Source organism: Nonomuraea turkmeniaca (assembly GCF_005889735.1).
Taxonomy (GTDB): domain Bacteria; phylum Actinomycetota; class Actinomycetes; order Streptosporangiales; family Streptosporangiaceae; genus Nonomuraea; species Nonomuraea turkmeniaca.
Genome location: NZ_VCKY01000083.1, coordinates 18,576 through 40,478, shown reverse-complemented (window position 1 = coordinate 40,478; position 21,903 = coordinate 18,576). Strand labels below are relative to the sequence as shown.

Below are 21,903 nucleotides of genomic sequence, written 5' to 3'. Positions count from 1 at the left end.
ACTGGCGCGAGTGCTCGCGCTGACCGCGGCCATCTGGCACAACGACAAGACCGGCCAGCCAATCAAGCGATCGCTGACCGCCTACGACCACTAAACGTGACCACACCCCTTGGACTCATTCGTCTAGTCAACGCACCGGACGCCTACACCACCGAAAGCGAGCCCTCAGGACGTCTCCTGGTGGCCTGCGGCAACCGGCGGGCCTCGGTCTGCCCGGCCTGCTCGCAGACCTACCAGGCCGACACCTTCCACCTGATCCGGGCGGGCCTGTCCGGCGGCAAGGGCGTACCCGAAATGGTCAGCGCGCACCCCCGGGCGTTCGTCACCCTGACCGCCCCCTCCTTCGGTCCCGTCCACTCCCACCGCGACGGCCGCGCCTGCCGCCCCCGTAAGCGCGACACCCAATGCGAGCACGGGCAGCCGGTCGGCTGCCACCTTTGGCACGAATCCCACGACGAACGGCTCGGCCAGCCGATCTGCCTCGACTGCTACGACTACACGGGCGCGGTGCTGTGGCAGGCTCACGCGGGCGCGCTGTGGCACCGTTTTACCCTGGCCATCCGCCGGGAGTTGGCCGCCCAGAGCGGGATGAGCCGCCGTGCCTTCGCCGAGCAGGTCAAGGTGTCCTTCGCCAAGGTCGCCGAGTACCAGCGGCGTGGCCTGATCCACTTCCACGCCATCATCCGCCTCGACGGCCCCGCCGGACCCAGCCAGCCGCCACCCGACTGGGCCGACCACCACCTACTCACCCGCGCAATCCCACCCGCCGTGCAGCGGGTCACCGTCACCACACCACCGAGCGATCTCGGCCGGTGGACCCTCGTCTGGGGCCAACAGCTCGACATCCGCCCCATCCTGCTCGATGCCAGCGCCGACGGGCTCAGCGAACGCGCCGTCGCCTCCTACATCGCCAAGTACGCCACCAAGGGCGCCGAAGCCTCCGGCACCGTCGATCACCGCCTGTCCTGCCGGGCCTGCGCCGGACGCGGACGGCTGAGCCTGATGGCCACCTGCGGCCTCTGCCACGGCACCGGCCTCAAACCCGGCCTCAGCCTCGACGCCATCCCGGTCACCGACCACGCCCGACGCATGATCCGTACCTGCTGGGACCTCGGCGCACGTCCCGAGTTCCGAGCTCTCCGCCTCCGCCCGTGGGCGCACATGCTCGGCTTCCGTGGCCACTTCTCCAGCAAGAGCCGCGCCTACTCGCTCAACCTCACCGACCTGCGCAACGCCCGCGCCGCCCACCGCGCCGCCGAAGCCCGCGAACGCCACGGCCTGCCCGCCCTCGGCGACGCCACCACGCTCGTCCTGGGCCATTGGCGTTTCGCCGGGATCGGCTACACCCCGGGAGAAGCGATCATGGCCGAACATATCCGCCAGCGCGTCCAGACCGCCCGCCAGATCGCGGCCCAGCAGGCGGATGAATGACCCCACCCTTTTCCGCCCATGACCGGCGGCTCTACCGCGTCTGCGACGCCATGCGCCTGCTCAGCCTCAGCCGCAGCGTGATCTACGAACTCATCCGCTCGGGACGGCTCCGCTCCGTCACCCAGGGGCGTACGCGGCTCATCCCCGCCTCAGCCATAGAGGACTACATCTCCCTACTCGAACAGGAGGCTTCATGACCGAACGACGCAGCCGAGGAGACGGCGGCCTGCACTGGGACGAGAACCGGCAACGCTGGATCGCCTCGGTCACGGTCGGCTACACCCCGGCCGGCAAGCGCATCGTCAGGAAGGCGAGCGGCAAGACCAAGACCGAAGCCAAGGCCAAGCTCAAGGAGATCATCCGCGACCATGACGACGGGCTGGCCAGCGGCCCGGCGAACTACACGGTGGCCGAAGCCGTGACGAGCTGGCTCGCCTATGGCCTGCACGGTCGCAACCCGAACACGGTCACCAACTACCGAACCCTCTGTGAGAAGCACATCATCCCCGACCTGGGCGCACGCAAGCTGCGGGAGCTGAGCGCCGAGGACGTGGACCGGTGGCTCGTCGGCAAGGCCAAGGTGCTCGCCGCACGAACGGTGCGACTGCTCCACTCGTGCCTGAACCGCGCGGTGAAGTTCGCCCAGGCCCGCGACAAGGTGAAGCGCAATGTCGTGGGTCTCTGCGAGATCCCCGAGGGCAAGGAGGGCCGTCCATCCAAGTCCCTCACGCTCGACCAGGCGACGGCTCTCCTTGACGCGGCCGAGAACACGCGCTTCTACGCCTACGTGGTCCTCTCGCTGCTGATCGGTGCCCGCACGGAAGAGCTGCGGGCGCTCATCTGGAAGGAGGTCGATCTGGTCGGCGACCCGGACAAGGACATCCCGCCGTGGATCGCCGTGTGGCGTTCCGTACGCGAAGGAGGCGACACCAAGACCAAGCGCTCACGGCGATCCCTGGCACTCCCCAAGCGATGCGTGGAAGCGCTCAAGGCGCATCGACTGCAACAACGCCAGGACAAGAAGAAGGCAGGCGACGGGTGGAAGGACCACGGCCTCGTCTTCGCCTCCCTCGTCGGCACACCCCTCGACGCCCACAACGTCCGCAGAGCGTTCCGGAAGATCGTCAAGGACGCCGGGATGCCCGCCTACTACTGGACCCCTCGCGAGATGCGCCACAGCTTCGTCTCGCTGCTCTCCGACTCCGGCGTTCCCCTGGAGGACATCGCCCGCCTGGTCGGCCACAGCGGCACGGCCGTCACCGAAGCCGTCTACCGCAAGCAGATCCGCTCCGTACTCCTGCAAGGAGCTGCGGCGATGGACGATCTCTTCGCCCGCTAGTCACTCAGTTAGTCACTCACCAATGCGAAAGGGTGTCACCCTGACGAGTGACACCCTGCTCGACCAGCCGAAGCGTGGTCGGGACGACAGGATTTGAACCTGCGACCCCTTGACCCCCAGTCAAGTGCGCTACCAAGCTGCGCTACGTCCCGGTTGTGTCGGCCGCTCCCTAGCGGGGCGGGACGTCATAACCTTAGCGCACATCGGAGGTGCACGCGCACACGGAGAGCGGGAGCGGAGGTGGCCGGTGGGGCGCAAGCCGACCATCGATCGGAGGCAACTGGCCGAGCTGGTCGCCCAGGGGATGAGCGTTCAGGAGCTGGCGGCTCATTTCGGGGTCAGTGAGTCCGGGGTGTTGCAGGCGAAGCGGGCCGCCGGGCTGGCAAAGCCGATGATGGACCACAGCGGTGCCGTGCCGTGGAAGCTCGCGCGGGCCCATGCCCAGTCGGGGCCGGCGACCAATCTGCGGAATCTGTCGGCGGCGGCGCAGGGGAGGCCGCCGGCGGCGGAGCGGTTGAACACGGCGCTGCGGTGGGCGCAGCGGCTCGTCGACGCCGGGCTGGATGTTCGGTATGACGTCGACGAGGGGTTCAGTGAGGTCCCTGCTCCCCCATCGGGCTCACATGTCGCAGCCGTGCTCTCGGCGGCGCGAAAGGGGCTGGAAGAGGGCTGAGGACGTCCTGTCCGGTATAGGTGGGTAAGTTTCGACATACCTGTTCGAGGGCAGTCGCTGGTCTCAACAAGAGACCGGAGGCGAACATCATGTCCACCTACGCTTGGGTGGCCGTCGTCGTGGTCGCGGTGGTGGCGGTCGCCGCAGTCGTGTACGTCATGCAGCAGCAAAAACGCCGCAACCACCTCCGCGAACGTTTCGGCCCGGAGTACGAACGCATGGTCGCCGAGCGTGAGAACCGGCGGGAAGCCGAGCAGGAGCTGCTCGCTCGCGAACAACGCCATGCCAAGCTCGACATCCGCCCTCTCCCCGAAGAGGCCCGCGATACCTACGCCAACCGGTGGACCGAGGTGCAGGAGCGCTTCGTGGACGCGCCGGGGTTCGCGGTGACCGAGGCAGACCAGCTGGTCACGGCCGTCATGGCGGAACGGGGTTACCCGACGGAGGACTTCGAGCAGCGGCTGTCCGACCTGTCGGTGGGGCATGCGGCGACTCTCGATCACTACAGGACGGCTCACGAGATCAGCGGGCGGGCGGCCAGGAAGGAGGCCTCCACGGAGGAACTCCGGCAGGCCATGGTGCATTACCGCGCGCTGTTCGAGGAGCTGCTTCAGGAAACCACCCGAGGAGGACGGTGACACGATATGGGCAGCGACGAGCTGAAAGTGCCGTCGCAACGCGCCGACGAGCGTACTGATAAGACTGATCAGTACGCCGATGGGCGATCCGATGAGCGTGCCGATGTGACGGATGAGCGTTCCCAGGGCGGCGAGTCCGCTGAATTCCCCCGCGACGACGATGTGTCCCCAGGCTCCGCTCGGGATGACGAGCCGGGCGGGTTCGCACGGGACGACGAGACCGGCGAGCGGCCTCGCGGTGATCTCGCCGACGCCGATGACGACGCCGACGCCGATGACGACGCCGACAAAGTTGCCGATGACAAGGAGTTCGCTCGGAGCGAGCAGACCACCACGCCTGTTCATGGGCAGGTGGACGCCGAGGACGATGACGAGCTGAGGACTCGGAGCCCCAGGGCCGACGACGAGTACGCGGCGGCCGTTCCCGGCGCCGTGGCGACTCCCCTTCCCGGGGCCGTGGCTCCTGTGCCCGGCTCCGTGGCCGGGGAGGACGACGCTCCCTATCGGGATCCGTACGCCAGGACCGGCGGTGACATGCCGGCCGAGCCGATGACAGGGTCCGAGCCGGTCGCCGGTCCCGATCCGGCCCATGCGCCGGGGCACGCGGCCCCCGAGGACGTCGTCCTGTTCGATCAGGATCCCGCCCAGGTGCAGGCCCGCTGGCGCGACCTGCAGGCGTCCTTCGTGGACGACCCGGGCGAGGCCGTGCAACGTGCCGACGGCCTGGTGGGCGAGGTGGTGGAGTCGCTCACCAGCAGTCTCACCACCCGTACGAACGCCCTGCGCGACCGTTGGAAGGACGTCGGGTCCCCCGACACGGAGCAGCTGCGTCTGGCGCTGCGCGACTACAGGAACGTCCTGGAACGCCTGCTGGCCCTGTCAGGAACGCAGGGCACGCAGACGTACCAGGCGTCAGGCCACCAGAGCGAGGGATCGAGGTGACATGACATGCTCGCGATAGTGGCAGCGATCATCTTCGGGCTGGGCTTCCTGCTCGACCTGGTCGGCGTGCGGATCCCCGGAGGGTTCTCCGGGATGACGTTCGCGTTGCTGGGGCTGTGCCTGCTGGCCCTGCATCAGGCAGGGGTCGGCACGGCCGGCATCCGCACCGGATACAGCAACTGGCGGGGCCGAGCCCGCCGTTGACGGACGAACAGCGATGTCCGCCGCCGGTGAGCGACCGGCGGCGGACTCGTGTTCAGTCCTTGCCGGGGAAGCGCATGATGACCGTGCTGCCGCCGTTGCCCACGCGCAGGGTCAGGTCGGACGACAGCAGGCGGGCCACCCACAGGCCCATGCCGCCGACGGCGCCCGGCATCGGCCCCGGCTTCCACGAGCCCTCGTCGTGCACCTCGACGACGAGGTCTCCGCTCATCGTCCAGGTGCGCAGGGTGGCGTGGTCGGCTCCGTGGGTGACGGCGTTCGTGGCGACCTCGTTGACGGCGATGACGAAGTCGCCGACGGCCTCCTCGGCCATGCCGGCGTCGCGTGCCTCGTCCTCGGCGAACTGCCTGACCCGGGGCAGATCCGGCAGCCGGAAAAGCAGCCGTCGTACGGGCGCGCCGGGTGGCGGGCTCGTGTAGCCCGCCGACTGAGGCTCTACGTCCTCGTTCACCCGGCAAACCTTCTTCTCAGCCGACCAGCTCGGTGCGCAGCTGGTCGAGGACTTTGCGGAGGATGCGCGAGACGTGCATCTGGGAGATCCCGAACTCGGCGGCGATCTCGGCCTGCGTCATGTTGCCGAAGAAACGTAGCAGCAGGATGTGCTTCTCGCGCGACGGAAGCGCGTCGATGAGGGGTTTGACGGCTTCCCTGTCGACCATCGTGCTCAACGTGTCGTCGTCCTCCGGGATGACGTCGCCGAGGGAGGCGGCGTCGTCGTCGGTGCCGAGCGGCGCGTCGAGCGACAGCGTGCTGTAGGCGGCGGAGGCGTCGAGCGTCAGCAGGACGTCCTCCTCGGTGATGTTCATCTTGGCGGCCAGCTCGGCCACGGTCGGTGACCTGCCGAGATCCTGGCTGAGGTCGGCGACGAGCCTGTTGAGCTCCGAGCGGCGCTCTTGGTAGAGGCGGGGCACCCGGATGGCCCAGGTGCGGTCACGGAAGTGACGTTTGACCTCGCCGGTCATCGTGACGACCGCGTAGCCTCTGAAGGCGTGCCCGAGGCTCGGGTCGAAGCCGTTGACGGCCTTCATCAGGCCAACATACGCGGCTTGGAGGAGATCCTCCAATGGTTCGCCCCGATACCGGTATCGTCTGGCGATCTCCATGGCGAGCGGCCGGTGCATCTCGACGATGCGCTCGCGCAGCCGCTCCTTGCTGCTGTCGGGTGTCTCTTCCTTGGCCATCTCGGCCAGGAGCTCTTCTGCTGTCATCTCCTCGAGGACGTATTCCTGCACAGCCATCGCTGCTCCTCATATGGACGCAGGCGGCCTCCACCGAGCAGAAAAGCCCATGCAGAGGCGCGCCTCGCTCTACTCTCGAGACGAAAGCCCGCTGCTGGACTTCGGATCCAGTGTCCCCCGTGTCGTCAGAAGTATTCCTCCCTCGTGTGGTGACAGTAGGGTTGCTGCGTGACAATGCCGGAGAACGGTGACGGGCCCGCGGCCGCCCTGAGCCTGACGTCGTCGGCCGTCGATGGGATCACCGTGATCCGAGTCGACGGCGTGCTCGACGCGACCACGCGCGAGCAGTTCGCCGATTACCTGTCGATGGCGGGTTCCGAGGTGATCCTCGACCTGGCTGGGGTGACGTTCATGGACTCGCGTGCCCTCGGCCTGATCGTGCACCACTGGCAGAAGAGTCTCGCTTCGGGTGCCAGGTTCGCCCTCATCGGAGTGGAATACTCCAAGTCCAAGGTGATGTGGATCACGGGGCTGGCGCAGCGGCTGCCGCTCTACGACACGCTCGACGACGCTCTGGCGGCCATTGGCTGACACCGCGGCCGGACCAGGCCAAGCAAACCGGGCCAAGCAAGCCGGGCCAATCTAGCCAGGTCAAAGCCGCACATTCACGATCGGCGCGACTTTCGCTGGTGCTCGTCCACCAGGAGCCTGGCCAGGTCGGCCACCTTGACCTGGTGGTGCTGGGAGATTCTGCGCAGCTCCTCGAAGGCGGCCTCGGCGGTGCATCCGCTGGTCTGCATGATGATGCCCTTGGCCTGGTCGATGACGGACCGGCCGGCGAGGGCCTCCTGCAGCTGGGCGGCGTCGGTACGCACCTCTTCGAACTCCGACATGTTGGCCATGGCCACGCCGAGCTGCTCGGTCAGCATGTCGGTGAGCGAGTGGGCGCCCTGCGCCGAGAACGCCCCGGGCCGTACGGAGTAGAGGCCGACGACCAGCTCGACGGGCGCCACGTCGATGGGCACGACCAGCGCCGACCGTACGCCGCACCGGGTGGCCATCGCGTCGTAGCGGGGCCAGCGGCTGTCGGTCAGCACGTCCGCCACGGAGGCGCGGGCGCCGCTCTTCCTGGCCTCGATGGACGGGCCCTCGCCGACCTCGCGCTCGCCCTCGACGAGCATGATCAGCTCGCTGTGCGAGCCGGAGACCAGGACCCGGTGGTCCCGCCAGTGCTCGGCGGAAGCCCCGGAACAGCCCGGTACGCCGGCCGCCAGCGCCGTGGTCAGCCCACGCAGCACGCTCTCCGTCGACGTGTCCTCGCCGAGCCGGCCGAGCGTGGCCAGGTCGCGGGCGAGACCGGGGGTGATCATCGCGGTTGATTCCATAGCGATAAGGCTCTACCCGATATAGCAGTCAATATCCCGAGTGGCGTAGCGTCGGAGGATGACCATGCCGGACCTCGAACACGCGCTGGACGCGCTGACCGGGCGCGTCTCGTCGCTGCGTGAGGCGAGGACCGCCTACCCCGCCGACCTGGCGCAAACCCTGGACGCCGCGCTCGCCGAGCTCGACACGGCCGTCGAGTTGCTGGCCGAGGCCCGCGAGCAGCTGCGCAAGGGCGGCAAGCGGGCCGCAGGCAAGAAGGACGGCACGCAGCGGGAGCTGAAGCTGCTGCGCCAGGTGTTCCGCGCGTTCCCGGTGCCGGTGATCGTGCTGGACGGGGGCGGGGTGGTCAGGCGGATCAACCCGGAGACCTCCCGGATGCTCGGCAGCCCCGACGGCTACCTGGTGGGCCGCTCGTTCCCGCTGCTCGTGGACGTGTCGCGGCGGGCGGCGTTCCGGTCGCATCTGACGTCGGTGCTGCAGACCGGGCAGCCGTCGGCGTTCGAGACCCGGCTGGCGCACCAGGGGCGCACCCACACGGTGCAGGTGGCGCTGACGCGGCTGACCATGCCGGGCGAGCCGCAGCAGATGGTGGCGGCCGTGGCGCTGCCGACCGAGGTGCAGCTGCCCGAGCCGGGCGCGCGGCGGCCGGAGCAGTCCGACGGGGCGCTGCTGATCGCGGCGGCCAAGCGGCAGGACCTCCTGGTCAAGATGGGCACGCTGCTGCTGGACGAGCAGGCGTTGCTGCGTCCCGTCGCGATGGCGCGGGCGACGCGGCTGCTGGCGGCCGAGTGGGCGGATTGGGTGATCGCGGACCTGGTGCGCGGCGGGCTGCCGCGCCGCTCGGTGGTGGTGGGGCCGAAGGATCATCCGGTCGGCGAGCTCGTACGCCAGGTCGAGGCGGCCGATCCGGGCGCCAGCCAGGTGGTGCTGCAGGTGCTGGAGCGGGGCTCCGGCGTGGTGCAGGAGATGGTGGACGACGAGACCATGCTGGGCTTCTGCAGCGAGGGCCCGGTGCTGACGGCGATGGGCGCGGGCTCGCTGGTGTGTGTGCCGATCGGGGCCGGCGACGGCGCGCTGACGCTGGTGCGTGCGCACGACAAGCAGCCGTTCACGCTGGCGGACCTGGCCGTGCTGCAGGAGGTGGGGCTGCAGCTCGGGCTGGCCGTCCGCGCGCAGAGCAGCTACCAGAGCCGTTCGCGGGCGGCGGACGCGCTGTCGGCGAGCGTCGCGCCGCGCAACCTGCCCGACGTGCCCGGCTACGAGGCGGCGGCCGTCTACCACCCCGGCTCATCGGTGGGCGCGGAGTTCTACGACGTGTTCCCGGTCTCGAAGGGGTGCGGGTTCGCGCTGGGCGGCGCGGCCGGCAAGGGCGAGGAGGCGGCCTCGGTCAGCGCCATGGTCCGCGGCGGCCTGCGGGTGCTGAGCGTCTGGGAGTCCGATCCCGACCTGGTGATGCGCAAGGTCAACGAGGCCCTGGTCGCGCAGGGCACCGGCATGTTCGTGATGGCGGTGGCGGGGTTCGTACGCGGTCGCGAGATCCGGATGTCGTCGGCCGGCCACCATCCCGCCGTGCTGCTGCAGCCTGACGGCAGTGTGCGGTACGCGGCGGGCGGCGGCGTGCCGCTGGGCATCGCGCCCGAGGCGGAGACCTGCGTGGAGACGCTGACGGTCAGCTCCGGCGAGACGCTGGTGCTGTATTCGGAGGGGCTGATCTCCTCCAGGAACGACCGCGGCGAGCCGTACGGCGAGGAGCGCCTGGCCGACGTGCTCGGCCGGTGCGCGGGCCAGGCGCCGTCCACCGTGGTCAAGGCGGTGGAGTCGGACCGGAACGCGTTCTCCGGCGGCCAGGTCTGGGATGAGATCGTGGTGTTCGCCCTACGAGGTGTCTGATCTGTAGGGGTTTGCGAACCGCGTAAACCTGGGTATCGTCGTAGACGTAGACGAACGTGCCTAAGACGCAGGCACACCTTAAACGCTTTCCACGCTGCTGAGGTGTGCCATGAATATCGCGATCGTCGCATCCGCCGGGGGAAACCAGCGCCACCGCCTCCTCGCTGTCGCACGCGAGCTGGGGCGCGAGCACCACGTCACCATCTACTCCCGCCGTGACAACGCCGAGGGCAAGCCCAAGACGCGGGTGGCTCCGGGAGTCACGCTGGAGCAGCTCGAGGTGGGCCCGCCCAAGGACCTGCCGGCCGACGACGTGTTGCCGTACCTCAACGACCTCGGCGACAGCCTCATGCGTCGGTGGAGCCAGGACCGTCCCGACGTGATCCACGCCCACACCTGGACGTGGGGCCTGGCCGCCGTCGCGGGCGTCAAGGGGCTGTCGGTGCCGGTCACGCAGACGTTCCACACCGTCGACGAGCTGCACAAGGACGTGGAGCGGGCGCTCGGCCGCAGGGCCAACGCGGTCATCGCGGGCTCCGGCGACGAGGAGTCGGCGCTGATCCGGCTCGGCGTGCCGCGCGGCAACATCGCGATCGTCCCCTACGGCGTCGACACCGAACGTTTCCAGCGACGCGGCCCGATGGCCACACGCGGCTCACGCAAGCGGCTGCTGCACGTCGGCCCGCTCACGCCGGAACGTGGCGCCCCCACCATCATCCGGGCGCTGCAGGGGCTCTCCGACGTGGAGCTGGTCATCGCCGGCGGACCCGAGCCGGAGGACCTGGACGACGACAGGGACGTGCGCCGGCTGCGCTCCCTGGCCGAGCAGCTCGGGGTCGACGACCGGGTGACGCTGCTGGGCCAGGTCAAGCGGGCGATGGTGCCGAAGCTGATGCGCAGCGCGGACGCCGTCGTGTCGGTGCCGCGCGAGGCCGTCACCGGGATCGTCGCGCTGGAGGCCATGGCCTGCGGCGTGCCGGTGATCGCCTCGGCCGTCGGCGCGCACCTGGACTCGGTCATCGACGGCGTCACCGGCCTGCTGGTGCCGCCCGACCGGCCCGCGCGTACCGCGCGGCTGGCCCGCGAGCTGCTGTGGGACCCGACCCTGCGGACCGCGCTCGGCTACGCGGGCGCTGACCGGGCGCGCTCGCGTTACTCCTGGGAGCGAGTGAGCCAGGAGCTGGTACGGGTCTACGAGCAGGCCTGCGCCTGACCCTTGCCGCGGAACGGCTCCGGCTCTGCCGGAGCCGTTTCTCGTGGCCGGGGACGAATGGGGTGTTACCCGTGTGAAATCTTTGCTTCTATGGGGCGCATGCTCAGACGCAGTTCGATCACGGCGGCGGCGGCCCTCCTGAGCGTCGCCGCGCTCCCCCAGACCGCGCAGGCACACACGTGGGGCCCGCCCGTCCTCGTGGAGAACTTCAACGGCACCTCGGTCAACACGGGCAAGTGGATGATCTACCACTCCCCCAACGCCGAGCGGAACCCCCGCACCGGCCGGGCGGCCACCGTCTCGAACGGTGTGCTGCGCCTCAAGGGCGGCAGGTACGGCGGCAAGGACCTGTCGGGCGGCGTGGCCACCAGGCACGCGCAGAAGTACGGCCGGTGGGAGGTCAGGTTCCGGGCCGAGGCGGGCGCCGGTTACACGCCGGTGGCGCTGCTGTGGCCGACGACGCAGGGCCAGGGCGGCGGCTACGCCGAGGTCAACTTCGCCGAGATCGTGGACCCGAAGCGGCGCGGCGGCGGCATCTTCGTGCACGGCGGCCAGGGCCGGGCGCAGCGGCAGCTGCGGGCCGATTTCACCCGCTGGCACACGGTGGCCGTGGACTGGCTGCCGGGGCGGCTGACGTTCTGGCTGGACGGCAGGAAGGTGTGGGACTACCGCGGCGCGTACGTGCCGGACGGCGGCCGGATGGGGCTCGCGCTGCAGAACGACGTGGTGTGCGAGCCGCGCTGCCGTGACGCCTCGACGCCGGCCACCGTGTCGATGTACGTCGACTGGGTGAAGGTCTACAAGGCGTCCTGACCGAGCAGCCTGGCGGCCTTGAGCCCCAGGTGCACGGCCAGGCGGTCGTCGCCGTCCGACAGGTCCCTGTGCGTCAGGCGCTCCGCCTTGCCCAGCCGGTAGTAGAGCGTCTGGCGGTGGATGCCGAGCTCGGCGGCCGTCTTCTGGGCGTGGCCGCCGCGGTCGAGGTAGACCTCCACGGTCTGGGCCAGCTCCGCGTCCAGCGCCGAGGTCTCGGCGGCCAGCTCGCGCAGGTCCGGCCGCCCGAGCCGGGCCAGCAGGCGGTGCACGCCCAGGTCCTCCCAGCGGGCGACCGGGGCGTACCGGGGGAAGTGCTCGGCGATGCGCAGCGCCTGGCAGGCCTCGCGCCAGCTCAGCCAGGCGTCGGCCGGGTCGGTCCTGGGCGCGCCGACGCCGGCCGCGGTGCCGTACGCGCTCTGCACGGTCTGCGCCACCTCGCCGGCCAGGTGGGCGGGGGCGAGCAGGGCGACGGGCGATCCGGGGCGGGCCAGAACGCCGCGCGGGAGCGTCCAGAGGGCGGCGAGGCGCTCCTGCGACTCGCGTACGGCGATGGCCGCGACCGGCCCGGGCACCTCGATGGAGGCGCCGGCGCGTTCCTCGGGGTCGGATGAGAACAGCGCGAGCAGTCCCCGCCCGAGGTCGGTGCGGCTCCTGGCCTCCTGGGCGAGCGCGGCGGCGGCCCTGCCCACGAGCGGCGCGGCCAGGCGCAGCCGGTCGTCGGTGAGGACGCCCGAGTCGAGCAGCCACAGATACCCGTAGACGACGTCGCCGTGCCGCAGCGGCCAGCACACCCGGGCCAGGACCTTGAGCGCGGCGTCGCCGGGGATCCTGACCGGGCCTTCCGCCTTGGTGATGCCGTAGCGTTCGAAGTAGTCGCGGACCTCGCCGGTGGCACGCCGGCGCAGGATGGACTCCTGGCGGACCGTGTCGATGTCGCCGTGCTGCGCGCCGTAGGCCAGCAGCCGGAACGAGCGGTCCTCCAGCGTCGCGGACGCGCCCAGCCGGGCGGCGATCTCGTCGACGAGCTCTTGTAGGTCGGCCGAGTTGTGCATTTGTACAACAGCCTGCCACACGCCGCGTTACGCGCGTCGATGGCCCCCTCTGAGCTGCGTTTTTAGACTGGGGGCATGCTCGGTCAACTGCTGCTCGCCGCTTCGGGGAGCGGGCTCGTACGTCGTGCCGTCTCCGGCTTCCCGCTCACCAGGAAAGTGGTGGAGCGGTTCGTCGCGGGCGAGACCGCCGGCGAGGCCCGCGCCGCCGTCGAGCGGCTGCGTGACGCCGGCCTCGCCGTCACCATCGACCACCTCGGCGAGGAGACGCGCGACGCGCGTGCCGCCGAGGCCACCGCGGACGCCTACATCAGGCTGCTGGAGGCGCTGCGTCCGCTGGAGCTGGGCTCCACGGGCGAGGTGTCGGTGAAGTTGTCGGCCGTCGGCCAGCGCCTCGACGAGACGATGGCGCTGGAGCACGCCCGCGAGATCTGCGCCGCCGCCGCGGCGAACGGCTCGCCCGTCACGCTCGACATGGAGGACCACACCACGGTCGACTCCACGCTCGGCATCCTGCGCAAGCTGCGCGACGACTACCCGTCGACGGGCGTGGCGATCCAGGCGTACCTGTTCCGCAGCGAGGAGGACTGCCGCGACCTGGCGGCGGAGGGCTCCAGGGTGCGGCTGGTCAAGGGCGCCTACCGTGAGCCCTCCTCGGTCGCGCACCAGGGGAAGACCGCGGTCGACAAGGCGTACGTGCGATGCCTGCGGATCCTCATGGCGGGGAAGGGTTACCCCATGGTGGCGACGCACGACGATCGCATGATCGCGATCACGGAGCTGCTCGCCGACCGGTACGGGCGGACGATCGGCGACCACGAGTTCCAGATGCTTTATGGAATCCGGACCGACCGGCAGGAGGCTCTCGCCGGGGCCGGTCACACGGTCCGCGTCTACGTCCCGTACGGCGACGACTGGTACGGCTACTTCATGCGCCGTCTCGCGGAGCGCCCCGCCAACGTCGCCTTCTTCCTTCGTGCCCTTGGGGGTAAGTAATGGATGCCATCAGCAACGTCCCCGTTCCCGCCAACGAGCGGATCTACGGCTACGCGCCGGGCAGCGCCGAGCGCACCGCGCTGGAGGACCGCGTCAAGGAGCTGGCCGGGGCGTCGGTCGACCTGACCATGACGATCGGCGGCGAGCAGCGGCTCGGCGGCGGCGCGCCCATCGACGTGGTGCAGCCGCACAACCATGCCTCCGTCCTGGGCCGTACCAACGACGCTACGGCCCAGGACGTGCGGGACGCCATCTCCACGGCGCTCCAGGCGGCGCCCGCGTGGCGGGCGCTGTCGTTCGACGAGCGGGCGGCGATCTTCCTCAAGGCCGCGGACCTGCTGGCCGGGCCGTGGCGGGCGACGCTGAACGCGGCCACCATGCTGGGCCAGTCGAAGTCGGTGCAGCAGGCGGAGATCGACTCGGCCTGTGAGCTGATCGACTTCCTGCGCTTCAACGTGGCCTATGCCCGGCAGCTCTACGCCGACCAGCCGATCTCGTCGCCCGGCGTGTGGAACAGGATGGAGTACCGGCCGCTCGAGGGGTTCGTGCTCGCGATCACGCCGTTCAACTTCACCGCCATCGCCGGAAATTTGCCGACATCTGCTGCTTTGATGGGGAACGTCGTCGTCTGGAAGCCGTCGCCGACCCAGCAGTTCGCCGCGCACTTCACGATGCGACTGCTGGAGGCGGCCGGCCTGCCGCCCGGCGTGATCAACATGGTCACCGGCAACGGGCAGGCCGTCTCCGAGGTCGCGCTGACGCACCCCGCGCTGGCCGGCATCCACTTCACCGGCTCGACCGCCACGTTCCAGCACCTGTGGAGCACGATCGGCACGAACATCGCCTCCTACCACGGCTACCCGCGCCTCGTGGGCGAGACCGGCGGCAAGGACTTCGTGGTGGCCCACCCGTCCGCCGACCCGGGTGTGCTCGCGACGGCGCTGGTCAGGGGCGCGTTCGAGTACCAGGGGCAGAAGTGCTCGGCGGCCTCGCGGGCGTACGTGCCGCGCTCGGTCTGGAGCCGGATGCGCGACGACTTCGTCGCCGCCACCGAGTCGCTGACCGTGGGCGACGTCTCCGGTGACCTGTCGACGTTCATGGGCGCGGTCATCGACGGCCGGGCGTTCGCCAAGCACAAGGCGGCCATCGACCGGGCGCGGGCGGCCTCGAACATCGACGTGCTCACCGGCTCGTACGACGACAGTGTCGGCTATTTCGTGAAGCCGACCATCCTGGAGTGTGCCGACCCCGCGGACGAGATCTTCGTCAAGGAGTACTTCGGCCCGATCCTCGGCGTGCACGTCTACGAGGACCGCGACTTCGACCAGGTGCTCGACCAGATGGAGGGCATCGCCCCGTACGCGCTCACCGGGTCGATCATCGCGCAGGACCGCTACGCCATCGCCGCGGCCTCGGACCGGCTGCGCTTCGCGGCGGGCAACTTCTACGTCAACGACAAGCCGACGGGGGCGGTCGTGGGGCAGCAGCCGTTCGGCGGCGCCCGCGCTTCGGGCACCAACGACAAGGCGGGCTCGATCTTCAACCTGATCCGGTGGGTGAACGCCCGCACGATCAAGGAGACGTTCGTCCCGCCCACCGACCACCGTTACCCGCACATGGGCTGATTTCTCAGCCCTGCCAAGCCCGAGAGCCCCTGGGTCCTGCCCCCGGGGGCTCTCGGCGTATCGGCCTAAGCTCGCCGCGGCGTTCGCCTTCATCGAGGCGGCGACCGGCTTGGGACTCCAGAGCGACTGCGTGGATGTGGAGGACGCTCCCGTCATCATCCTCGGCAACGCCTGAACCACGCGCTTAGGGCGTAATGTGCAATATCTGTGTCGTTGACGCCATGTCCGTCCGGCAACCAGCATGAGGGCATGCACCGGCGGGTCCTGATCGTCGTCTTCCCCGGTTTCCAGCTGCTGGACATGGCTGGTCCTGCCGACGTGTTCGCGACGGCGGACCTGATCATGCCCGAGGGCGGATACCGGCTCGAGGTGGCGGCTCCGCGCGCGGGCGCCGTGCCGGCCGGGAACGGCGTCGTCGTCATGGCGGCAGCGCTCGGCGAGGTCGAGGGCCCGATCGACACGCTGCTCGTGGCGGGCGGCATGACCATGCCGGCGCAGGTGAAGGACGAGGCGCTGGTCCGGGACATCGCCAGGCTGGCGGGCACGGCGCGGCGCACGGCCTCGGTGTGCAACGGCGCGTTCCTTCTGGCCGAGGCCGGGCTGCTGGACCATCGGCGGGCCACCACGCACTGGCTGGCCGCGCATGACCTGCAGTCCCGGTACGCGTGCGTCGATGTGGATCCCGATCCCCTCTACATCGAGGACGGCGACGTGTGGACCTCGGCGGGCGTGCTGTCCGGCGTGGATCTCGCGCTGGCGTTCGTGGCCAGGGACCACGGCCACGCGCTGGCCCGCGACGTCGCCCGGGGGCTCGTGGTGTACCTGCACCGTCCCGGCGGGCAGAGCCAGTTCAGCATGCCGATGCGGACGCTGACGCCGCGCAGCGAGCCGCTGAGGGAGCTGCTGTCGTACATCGACGCCCATCCGGACACGGACCTCAGCGTGCCCGCGCTCGCGCGGCGGGCGAGGATGAGCGAGCGCCACTTCTCCCGCGTCTTCACGCGGCAGACGGGCCTGTCCCCCGGCCGGTACGTCGAACGCAGCCGCGCCGACGCCGCCAGGCGGCTCTTGGAGGTCACCGACCATCCGCTGGACACGGTGGCCAGGGAGTCGGGGCTCGGCACAGCAGAGACGCTCTACCGCGTCTTCCGCCGCCACTGGCGGATCTCACCCGGCGATCATCGCCGGCGCTTCCAATCCAAGGAGAAGTGAGTGCCATGCATGTGGCCATCCCGCTCTACTCTCGTTACACCGCGCTGGACGCGGTCGGGCCGTACACGGTGCTGGCCTTCGCCCCGGGCTGCACGGTCACGTTCGTCGCGGCCGAGCGCGGGCCGGTGACCGACGACCAGGGCACGCTCACGCTGACCGCCACGGCCTCGTACGCGGATCTCCCCGATCCCGACGTGATCGTCGTACCCGGCGGGCTCGGCACCCTGGACGCCCTGTCCGACGAGGCCCTGGTGGGCTGGATCCGGCAGGCTCACCAGCGCAGCCGGTGGACGACCTCCGTGTGCACGGGGTCGCTCCTGCTCGGCGCGGCCGGCCTGCTAGGCGGCCTCAAGGCGACCACCCATTGGGCCGTCATGGACCTGCTCCGGCGCTACGACGCGGAGCCGGTGAGCGAGCGCGTGGTCACCCAGGGCAAGATCGTGACCGCGGCCGGGGTGTCGTCGGGCATCGACATGGCCCTGACGTTGCTGGCGCAGCTGAGCGATGTGGAGACGGCGCAGGCGGTGCAGCTCACGATCGAGTACGACCCGCAACCGCCGTTCGACACCGGCTCACCGCACAAGGCGACGGAGAAGATCACCGAGCGGGCGCTCGGGCTGCTGGCGGGATAGCCGAGCGAGCGCCCTCATCCCCCGGCAACCGCGGCATGGCCGGGTCGTCAGGGCGGGACCCAGGGCATTCCTGGGATGCCCTGACCCGTCCGGCCCTCAGCCGCGCTCCTCGGCGATCGCCCCCAGCGGCAGCACATCGAAATGGATGACCACATGGCCGGTGGACCGGTCCCGGGTCTGCGGTGCTTCGCGTTGCCGGCGATCCGACACCGTGCGGTATCTCTCCAGCACCTCGAACACCTCATCCCTCAGCTCGGCCGTCTCCGCCGCCGTCAGCCGCAACGACCGCCGCCCGTAGCCGCCGGCCCGCACCCACTCCTCCGGCGCCCGCGACTCCTCCTCGCGCCACCTGGCCAGCTCCGCGCCACGCTGTCGCACCATCTCGTCGAGCAGGAGCTCCAGGGCGCCGGCCGCCTCGGGATCGGGCGGGGTCTCGCCGTAGGTGAAGCCGCCCGGCACGATGCGCCAGTACTTCTCCTTCCCCCGCCCCATCTCGGGCACGACCTCGATCATGCCGTGCCTGGCGAGCTCCCTCAGGTGGTAGCTGGTCGCCCCGGTGTTCTGCCCGAGCAGACCGGCCAGCCCGGTCGCCGTGGACGGCCCGCGCTCGTCCAGCAGCTCGTAGATCCGCAGTCGTAGAGGGTGGGCGAATGACTTCAGCGCGTTCGCGTCCAGCGCATGGGCGGAGAAGCTCTTGCGTTCCATCGCAGGCGAGCCTATCTCTTGCAAAGAAATCCGTGCACACTTTCCCTTGTAAGTTTCCACCTTTAAGGGAGTCGAGCCGCGCCGTCCTGGGGCCTCGTTCGCCTTCCGCTGACGCTGCTGAGCCAGGCCACCGACGTGACGACGGCGCCGTCACGTGCGGGATCACCATTGATCGTGCTGGACGTGTATCGTCGTGAACCATGTTTCGCCCCCTGCACGCCGGCGAGCCGACCCGGCTGGGTGACTACCGAATAGTGGCGGGCCTCGGTGAGGGCGGGCAGGGCGTGGTCTACCTGGCCGAGGACGCCTCGGGCGCGCGGGTGGCGGTCAAGGTGCTGCACGCCAGGCTGGCGGGGAGCAGCGAGGCGCGCGAGCGTTTCTTACGCGAGGTGGACGCGGCCATGCGGGTGGCGGCGTTCTGCACGGCCCGCGTGCTGGACGTGGCGGTCGACGGCGACAGGCCCTACATCGTGTCGGAGTTCGTCGACGGCTTGTCGCTGGAGAGCTCCGTCCGGGAGCACGGGCCCAGGTCCGGCGGCGCGCTCGACCGCATCGCGGTCAGCACGGCGACCGCGCTGGCGGCGATCCACCGGGCTGGGATCGTCCACCGTGACTTCAAGCCGTCCAACGTGCTGCTGGGCTCCGACGGCCCCCGGGTGATCGACTTCGGCATCGCGCGCGCGATCGACCTCACCGCCACCGGCGGGTCGGTGGGCACCCCGGCGTACATGGCTCCCGAGCTGATCCACGGCGAGCCGGCACAGCCCGCGTCCGACGTGTTCAGCTGGGCGGTGACCGTGGGCTTTGCCGCGACCGGGCGCCCGCCTTTCGGCCGGGACACGCTGCCCGCGGTGATGTACCGCATCCTCAACGCCCAGCCGCATCTGGACGGCGTTTCCGAGCCCCTGCGCACCCTTCTCGCCCGCTGCCTGGCCAAGGCGCCGCAGGAACGTCCCACGGCAGCCGAGATCCTCCACCTCCTCCTCGGCCACGGCCACGCGTTGACCAAGCCCGTCGGCGGTGACCCGGCCGCTCACCCGGCCGGAGTTCCCCCAGCGGGGGCTCCTCAGACCGGAGTGACGCCCGTTTGGGCGGCGCCTGCTGCCGTCATGCCGCCGGCCGGGCCGACCTCCGCCTGGCCCGCAGGGACACCCACTCCCGTTCCGCCCGCCGGCCTCACCACAGACCCGCGCCGCCGCAAGCGGTCCAGGCTCCTGGTGGCGGGTTCGGCCGCGGCCGTGGCGGTGCTGGTGAGCGTCATCGTGGTGGCTCTGCAAGGGCGAGGGAGCGACTCCACGGCGACATCCACGCCTTCGGCGAAGACGGGCACATCATCGGTGACGCCCACGCCTTCGGCGAAGACGGGCATACCGTCGGCGACGGCCGGCGTCGCCGCCCGGCCGTACGGCAAGCCGGTGGCGAAGGCCGCCCTCGGCGGCGAGGTGAACAGCCTGGCTGTGAGCACCTACAGCGGACAGCGCGCGGTGCTGGCCGGCAGCACCAAGGGCGTGGCCAAGGCGTGGACGTTGGATACGCGCCCCAGCGAGCTGGCCGAGCTGAAGAACTCCGGCGGCGAGGAGACGGACGCCGCCATCGACGTGGGCGAGGTGGACGGGCAGGCGGTCGTGTTCCAGCGACTGCAGAACGGTGGGGTCATCGTCTCCGGCGTGGAGAGCGTCGAGCCGCTCGGCCCCACCTATAGAGGCCACCAGAAGATCGTCTACACGATCGCCTCCGCGCAGGTGTCGGGCAAGACGGTCCTGGTCAGCGGTGACGAGGCCGGCAAGGTCCATGTGTGGGACCCGAAGACGGGCAAGGACTCCGGGCCCCAGCCGAAGGCGGCGGGCGACGATCCGGTGTTCGGCGTCGCGACCGGCACGATGGACGGGCACCCGTTCGCGGTGACCGGGTCGGCCGACGACACCGCGCAGGTGTGGAACCTGGAGACCGGCGCCGTGGCGGCCACCTTCCGCGGTCACACCGGTGACGTCTTCACCGTGGCGACCGGGGTGATGGACGGCGCGCCCCTGGGGATCAGCGGCGGCTCCGACCACAAGGTCCGCGTCTGGGACCTGCGCAACGGCCGGGAGCTGACCTCGTTCTCCGGCCACACCGCCGAGGTCGCCTGCCTGGCGGTGGGCCGGGTCAAGGGCCGCGCGGTCGTCGCCTCCGGCGGGTTCGACGGGACCATCCGCGTCTGGGACCTGCGCAGCGGCAAGCAGCTCGGCGACCCGCTGAAGTCTCCCGGCGGGCGCGTCTACTCGGTGGCGATCGCCGAGGACGACGGGGAGTCCTGGCTGGCGGCGGGCGACGTCAAGGGCAACGTCACCGGATGGAGTCTCGGCCCGGCCTCCCCTTAGAGCAGCCGGGCCGCGAGCGTGCCCCAGCCATGCTCCAGCCGGATCACGAGCCGGGCGGCCGCCGTCCGAGCCCGCTCGCCCGCATCCACTCCTCGGGTGCCCTCGCCTCCTCCGCTCGCCTCCTCCGCGCGCCACCGGGCCGGCTCCTCGCCGCGCGGCGCGCACCAGGTCGTCGAGCGGAACTCCAGCGCGCTGCCGACCATGCCGTGCCTGGCTCTTGCGCTCCATCACGTGCAAGCCTATCTTTGCAAAGAAAACCATGCACACTTTTCCTTGCAAGCTTCTATCCAAGGGAGTTGAGCCGTGCCGGCTCTGGGGCGCTCCTTCGCCTTCCTCTGGTCGTCCACCGCGCTGTCGAACCTCGCGGACGGCGTGCTGAAGATCGGCGCGCCCCTGCTGGCCGTGTCGATGACCCGCTCCCCTGTCCTGGTCTCCCTCGTGGGAGCGGCCGCCACGGCGCCGTGGCTGCTGCTGGCGCTGCACGCGGGCGCGGTCGCCGACCGGGCCGACCGCCGCCGCGTCATGGTGGTGGCCAACGCCGCGCGCGCCGCGATCCTCACCGCCGTCGCGCTCCTGGCGGCGCTCGGGCTGCTCGATCTATGGGTGCTGCTCGCGGCCGTGCTGGCGGCCGGGGTGACCGAGGTCTTCGCCGACCTCTCCGCGCAGTCGATCCTCCCCATGACGGTGCCCGACGACCGCATCACGAAGGCGAACGGCCGCGTCTCCAGCGCCCAGATGATCGGCAACGACTTCCTCGGCGCCCCCGCTGCCGGGCTCCTGGTCGGCATCCTCCCCGCCGCCGTCTTCGGCGCCCCGGCGCTGCTGTACGCCGCCGCAGGACTGCTGCTGCTGGGCATGCGCGGCACTTACCGGTTGGCCGTTCCCGGCTCGGCCCACCGTCCGCTGCGCCGCGACATCGGCGAGGCGCTGCGTCACCTCTGGTCCCACCGGGTGCTGCGGAGCCTGGCGATCACGGCGGGCCTGCTCAACCTCGCCAACTCCGCCTACTTCGCCGTCTTCGTGTTGTGGGCGGTGGGCGACGGCTCGATGATCGGGCTGGAGCCGGGCGAGTACGGCCTGATGACCACGGCCTTCGCCGTCGGCGCGGTGTTCGGGTCCCTGCTGTCCGGGAGCGTCGCGGGCGCCTTCGGAGACTTCCGCACGGTGGTGGGCGCGTGGCTGGTCAGCAGCCTCCTGCTCCTGGCGCCCCTGATCGTGCCCTCCCCCTGGACGCTCTACCCGACCGCCGTCCTGTGGGGGCTGGTGGGGGCGGGGGGCAACGTGCTGGTGATCTCGATCAGGCAGCGGCTGATCCCGGCTGAGTTGCTCGGGAGGGTCAATTCGGCATACCGCCTCGTCGGGATGGGCGGGATGCCGCTGGGAGCGGCGCTCGGGGGCGTCGTGGCCGAGTTCGCGGGGATTGCGGCCGTCCTGGCGGGCGCGACAGGAGTATGTTTGGTCGGCGTCGGACTGGTGTGGCGCGCGTTGTCGGGACGAATTTCTAGGCCTGTGACCAGCGCGCCCACACTTTCCGACATATCCGGATCACGTTAGTCACCCTAGACACTGTGCTGAAGTGACATGATTATCCCCGAGCAT

Annotated in this window: 23 protein-coding genes and 1 tRNA gene; 17 read left to right on the top strand and 7 right to left on the bottom strand. The window is 70.4% G+C overall.

Translation table 11 applies throughout. From position 1 onward, the window contains the following. The first annotated feature begins 96 nt into the window (after window positions 1–96). The 3 genes from ETD86_RS24105 to ETD86_RS24095 are packed head-to-tail and all read left to right on the top strand — an operon-like array spanning window position 97 to window position 2,770. A complete protein-coding gene (locus ETD86_RS24105) occupies window positions 97–1,431 on the top strand; it encodes a replication initiator (protein ID WP_246148105.1) in 1,335 nt (444 codons plus the stop codon). After that, window positions 1,428–1,628 carry a helix-turn-helix domain-containing protein gene (locus ETD86_RS24100; protein ID WP_138668430.1) on the top strand — a complete coding sequence of 67 codons (201 nt, stop codon included), beginning with the start codon at window positions 1,428–1,430 and terminating at the stop codon, window positions 1,626–1,628. Before ETD86_RS24105 ends, ETD86_RS24100 begins: the two co-directional genes overlap by 4 nt. Then, entirely contained in the window at window positions 1,625–2,770 is a 1,146-nt protein-coding gene (locus tag ETD86_RS24095) for a tyrosine-type recombinase/integrase (protein WP_138668429.1), read from the top strand. Before ETD86_RS24100 ends, ETD86_RS24095 begins: the two co-directional genes overlap by 4 nt. Before the next feature lie 75 nt (window positions 2,771–2,845). Here ETD86_RS24095 and ETD86_RS24090 read toward each other — a convergent pair. Beyond that, a tRNA-Pro gene (locus ETD86_RS24090) sits at window positions 2,846–2,922 on the bottom strand. 95 nt (window positions 2,923–3,017) lie between these two features. On the opposite strand from ETD86_RS24090, the gene ETD86_RS24085 reads away from it, so the two are divergent. From ETD86_RS24085 to ETD86_RS24070, 4 genes are all read left to right on the top strand, one after another. Further along, window positions 3,018–3,443: a helix-turn-helix domain-containing protein gene (locus ETD86_RS24085; RefSeq protein ID WP_138668428.1), complete on the top strand. Its 426-nt coding sequence runs from the start codon at window positions 3,018–3,020 to the stop codon at window positions 3,441–3,443. An 89-nt stretch (window positions 3,444–3,532) separates the two neighbouring features. After that, window positions 3,533–4,081, top strand: coding sequence for a hypothetical protein (locus tag ETD86_RS24080; protein ID WP_138668427.1), 549 nt, complete (start codon window positions 3,533–3,535; stop codon window positions 4,079–4,081). A 105-nt stretch (window positions 4,082–4,186) separates the two neighbouring features. Then, entirely contained in the window at window positions 4,187–5,023 is an 837-nt protein-coding gene (locus ETD86_RS24075) for a hypothetical protein (protein WP_138668426.1), read from the top strand. Between the two features lie 6 nt (window positions 5,024–5,029). Continuing rightward, complete coding sequence (locus ETD86_RS24070) at window positions 5,030–5,227, top strand: hypothetical protein (RefSeq protein ID WP_138668425.1); 198 nt, start codon at window positions 5,030–5,032, stop codon at window positions 5,225–5,227. A gap of 52 nt (window positions 5,228–5,279) precedes the next feature. Here ETD86_RS24070 and ETD86_RS24065 read toward each other — a convergent pair whose 3' ends face one another. Together ETD86_RS24065 and ETD86_RS24060 are read right to left on the bottom strand one after the other, a co-directional pair. Beyond that, on the bottom strand, window positions 5,280–5,696 hold the full coding sequence (locus ETD86_RS24065; protein ID WP_138668424.1) for an ATP-binding protein: 417 nt from the start codon (window positions 5,694–5,696) through the stop codon (window positions 5,280–5,282). Window positions 5,697–5,712: 16 nt separating this feature from the next. Beyond that, on the bottom strand, window positions 5,713–6,483 hold the full coding sequence (locus ETD86_RS24060) for a SigB/SigF/SigG family RNA polymerase sigma factor (RefSeq protein ID WP_138668423.1): 771 nt from the start codon (window positions 6,481–6,483) through the stop codon (window positions 5,713–5,715). Between the two features lie 174 nt (window positions 6,484–6,657). On the opposite strand from ETD86_RS24060, the gene ETD86_RS24055 reads away from it, so the two are divergent. Beyond that, window positions 6,658–7,014, top strand: coding sequence for an STAS domain-containing protein (locus ETD86_RS24055; protein ID WP_138668435.1), 357 nt, complete (start codon window positions 6,658–6,660; stop codon window positions 7,012–7,014). Between the two features lie 74 nt (window positions 7,015–7,088). On the opposite strand, the gene ETD86_RS24050 is transcribed toward ETD86_RS24055, so the two are convergent. Beyond that, a complete protein-coding gene (locus tag ETD86_RS24050) occupies window positions 7,089–7,808 on the bottom strand; it encodes an ANTAR domain-containing response regulator (RefSeq protein ID WP_138668422.1) in 720 nt (239 codons plus the stop codon). Window positions 7,809–7,866: 58 nt separating this feature from the next. On the opposite strand from ETD86_RS24050, the gene ETD86_RS24045 reads away from it, so the two are divergent. The 3 genes from ETD86_RS24045 to ETD86_RS24035 all read left to right on the top strand — a co-directional run bounded on the left by ETD86_RS24045 (window position 7,867) and on the right by ETD86_RS24035 (window position 11,725). Beyond that, on the top strand, window positions 7,867–9,699 hold the full coding sequence (locus ETD86_RS24045) for a SpoIIE family protein phosphatase (protein ID WP_246148104.1): 1,833 nt from the start codon (window positions 7,867–7,869) through the stop codon (window positions 9,697–9,699). Between the two features lie 109 nt (window positions 9,700–9,808). Further along, a complete protein-coding gene (locus ETD86_RS24040) occupies window positions 9,809–10,912 on the top strand; it encodes a glycosyltransferase (protein WP_138668421.1) in 1,104 nt (367 codons plus the stop codon). A gap of 99 nt (window positions 10,913–11,011) precedes the next feature. Beyond that, a complete protein-coding gene (locus ETD86_RS24035; protein WP_170223236.1) occupies window positions 11,012–11,725 on the top strand; it encodes a glycoside hydrolase family 16 protein in 714 nt (237 codons plus the stop codon). Here ETD86_RS24035 and ETD86_RS24030 read toward each other — a convergent pair. Beyond that, window positions 11,710–12,777, bottom strand: coding sequence for a PucR family transcriptional regulator (locus tag ETD86_RS24030; protein ID WP_138668419.1), 1,068 nt, complete (start codon window positions 12,775–12,777; stop codon window positions 11,710–11,712). The two genes, ETD86_RS24035 and ETD86_RS24030, sit on opposite strands and share 16 nt — an antisense overlap. 75 nt (window positions 12,778–12,852) lie before the next feature. Here ETD86_RS24030 and ETD86_RS24025 point away from each other — a divergent pair, with 75 nt between their 5' ends. The 4 genes from ETD86_RS24025 (at window position 12,853) to ETD86_RS24010 (ending at window position 17,239) form a co-directional block, all read left to right on the top strand. Then, window positions 12,853–13,770, top strand: coding sequence for a proline dehydrogenase family protein (locus ETD86_RS24025; protein WP_138668418.1), 918 nt, complete (start codon window positions 12,853–12,855; stop codon window positions 13,768–13,770). Then, window positions 13,770–15,395 (top strand): L-glutamate gamma-semialdehyde dehydrogenase, encoded by a 1,626-nt coding sequence (pruA, locus tag ETD86_RS24020; RefSeq protein ID WP_138668417.1) that lies wholly within the window; start codon window positions 13,770–13,772, stop codon window positions 15,393–15,395. The genes ETD86_RS24025 and pruA overlap by 1 nt, the downstream gene beginning before the upstream one ends. A 249-nt stretch (window positions 15,396–15,644) precedes the next feature. Further along, window positions 15,645–16,607, top strand: coding sequence for a GlxA family transcriptional regulator (locus ETD86_RS24015; RefSeq protein ID WP_138668416.1), 963 nt, complete (start codon window positions 15,645–15,647; stop codon window positions 16,605–16,607). A gap of 5 nt (window positions 16,608–16,612) precedes the next feature. After that, entirely contained in the window at window positions 16,613–17,239 is a 627-nt protein-coding gene (locus ETD86_RS24010; RefSeq protein ID WP_138668433.1) for a DJ-1/PfpI family protein, read from the top strand. A 96-nt stretch (window positions 17,240–17,335) separates the two neighbouring features. On the opposite strand, the gene ETD86_RS24005 is transcribed toward ETD86_RS24010, so the two are convergent. Next, on the bottom strand, window positions 17,336–17,944 hold the full coding sequence (locus ETD86_RS24005) for an ArsR/SmtB family transcription factor (RefSeq protein WP_138668415.1): 609 nt from the start codon (window positions 17,942–17,944) through the stop codon (window positions 17,336–17,338). Window positions 17,945–18,144: 200 nt separating this feature from the next. Here ETD86_RS24005 and ETD86_RS24000 point away from each other — a divergent pair, with 200 nt between their 5' ends. Further along, a complete protein-coding gene (locus ETD86_RS24000) occupies window positions 18,145–20,304 on the top strand; it encodes a WD40 repeat domain-containing serine/threonine protein kinase (protein ID WP_138668414.1) in 2,160 nt (719 codons plus the stop codon). Here the strand turns inward: ETD86_RS24000 and ETD86_RS23995 are convergent. Further along, window positions 20,301–20,507 carry a hypothetical protein gene (locus tag ETD86_RS23995; RefSeq protein WP_138668413.1) on the bottom strand — a complete coding sequence of 69 codons (207 nt, stop codon included), beginning with the start codon at window positions 20,505–20,507 and terminating at the stop codon, window positions 20,301–20,303. The genes ETD86_RS24000 and ETD86_RS23995 overlap by 4 nt on opposite strands. A 100-nt stretch (window positions 20,508–20,607) precedes the next feature. On the opposite strand from ETD86_RS23995, the gene ETD86_RS23990 reads away from it, so the two are divergent. Then, the gene (locus ETD86_RS23990; RefSeq protein ID WP_138668412.1) at window positions 20,608–21,858 is read left to right on the top strand and encodes an MFS transporter; all 1,251 of its coding nucleotides are present in this window, start codon (window positions 20,608–20,610) and stop codon (window positions 21,856–21,858) included. Window positions 21,859–21,903: the final 45 nt, after the last annotated feature.

Excerpts from the sequence above, each read along its gene's own strand:
- ETD86_RS24100 (WP_138668430.1), top strand. The coding sequence starts at position 1,428 with ATGACCCCACCCTTTTCCGCCCATGACCGGCGGCTCTACCGCGTCTGC.
- ETD86_RS24095 (WP_138668429.1), top strand. The coding sequence starts at position 1,625 with ATGACCGAACGACGCAGCCGAGGAGACGGCGGCCTGCACTGGGACGAG.
- ETD86_RS24080 (WP_138668427.1), top strand. The coding sequence starts at position 3,533 with ATGTCCACCTACGCTTGGGTGGCCGTCGTCGTGGTCGCGGTGGTGGCG.
- ETD86_RS24070 (WP_138668425.1), top strand. The coding sequence starts at position 5,030 with ATGCTCGCGATAGTGGCAGCGATCATCTTCGGGCTGGGCTTCCTGCTC.
- ETD86_RS24060 (WP_138668423.1), bottom strand. The coding sequence starts at position 6,483 with ATGGCTGTGCAGGAATACGTCCTCGAGGAGATGACAGCAGAAGAGCTC.
- ETD86_RS24055 (WP_138668435.1), top strand. The coding sequence starts at position 6,658 with ATGCCGGAGAACGGTGACGGGCCCGCGGCCGCCCTGAGCCTGACGTCG.
- ETD86_RS24050 (WP_138668422.1), bottom strand. The coding sequence starts at position 7,808 with ATGGAATCAACCGCGATGATCACCCCCGGTCTCGCCCGCGACCTGGCC.
- ETD86_RS24045 (WP_246148104.1), top strand. The coding sequence starts at position 7,867 with ATGACCATGCCGGACCTCGAACACGCGCTGGACGCGCTGACCGGGCGC.
- ETD86_RS24040 (WP_138668421.1), top strand. The coding sequence starts at position 9,809 with ATGAATATCGCGATCGTCGCATCCGCCGGGGGAAACCAGCGCCACCGC.
- ETD86_RS24035 (WP_170223236.1), top strand. The coding sequence starts at position 11,012 with ATGCTCAGACGCAGTTCGATCACGGCGGCGGCGGCCCTCCTGAGCGTC.
- ETD86_RS24030 (WP_138668419.1), bottom strand. The coding sequence starts at position 12,777 with ATGCACAACTCGGCCGACCTACAAGAGCTCGTCGACGAGATCGCCGCC.
- ETD86_RS24025 (WP_138668418.1), top strand. The coding sequence starts at position 12,853 with ATGCTCGGTCAACTGCTGCTCGCCGCTTCGGGGAGCGGGCTCGTACGT.
- pruA (WP_138668417.1), top strand. The coding sequence starts at position 13,770 with ATGGATGCCATCAGCAACGTCCCCGTTCCCGCCAACGAGCGGATCTAC.
- ETD86_RS24015 (WP_138668416.1), top strand. The coding sequence starts at position 15,645 with ATGCACCGGCGGGTCCTGATCGTCGTCTTCCCCGGTTTCCAGCTGCTG.
- ETD86_RS24010 (WP_138668433.1), top strand. The coding sequence starts at position 16,613 with ATGCATGTGGCCATCCCGCTCTACTCTCGTTACACCGCGCTGGACGCG.
- ETD86_RS24005 (WP_138668415.1), bottom strand. The coding sequence starts at position 17,944 with ATGGAACGCAAGAGCTTCTCCGCCCATGCGCTGGACGCGAACGCGCTG.
- ETD86_RS24000 (WP_138668414.1), top strand. The coding sequence starts at position 18,145 with ATGTTTCGCCCCCTGCACGCCGGCGAGCCGACCCGGCTGGGTGACTAC.
- ETD86_RS23995 (WP_138668413.1), bottom strand. The coding sequence starts at position 20,507 with ATGGTCGGCAGCGCGCTGGAGTTCCGCTCGACGACCTGGTGCGCGCCG.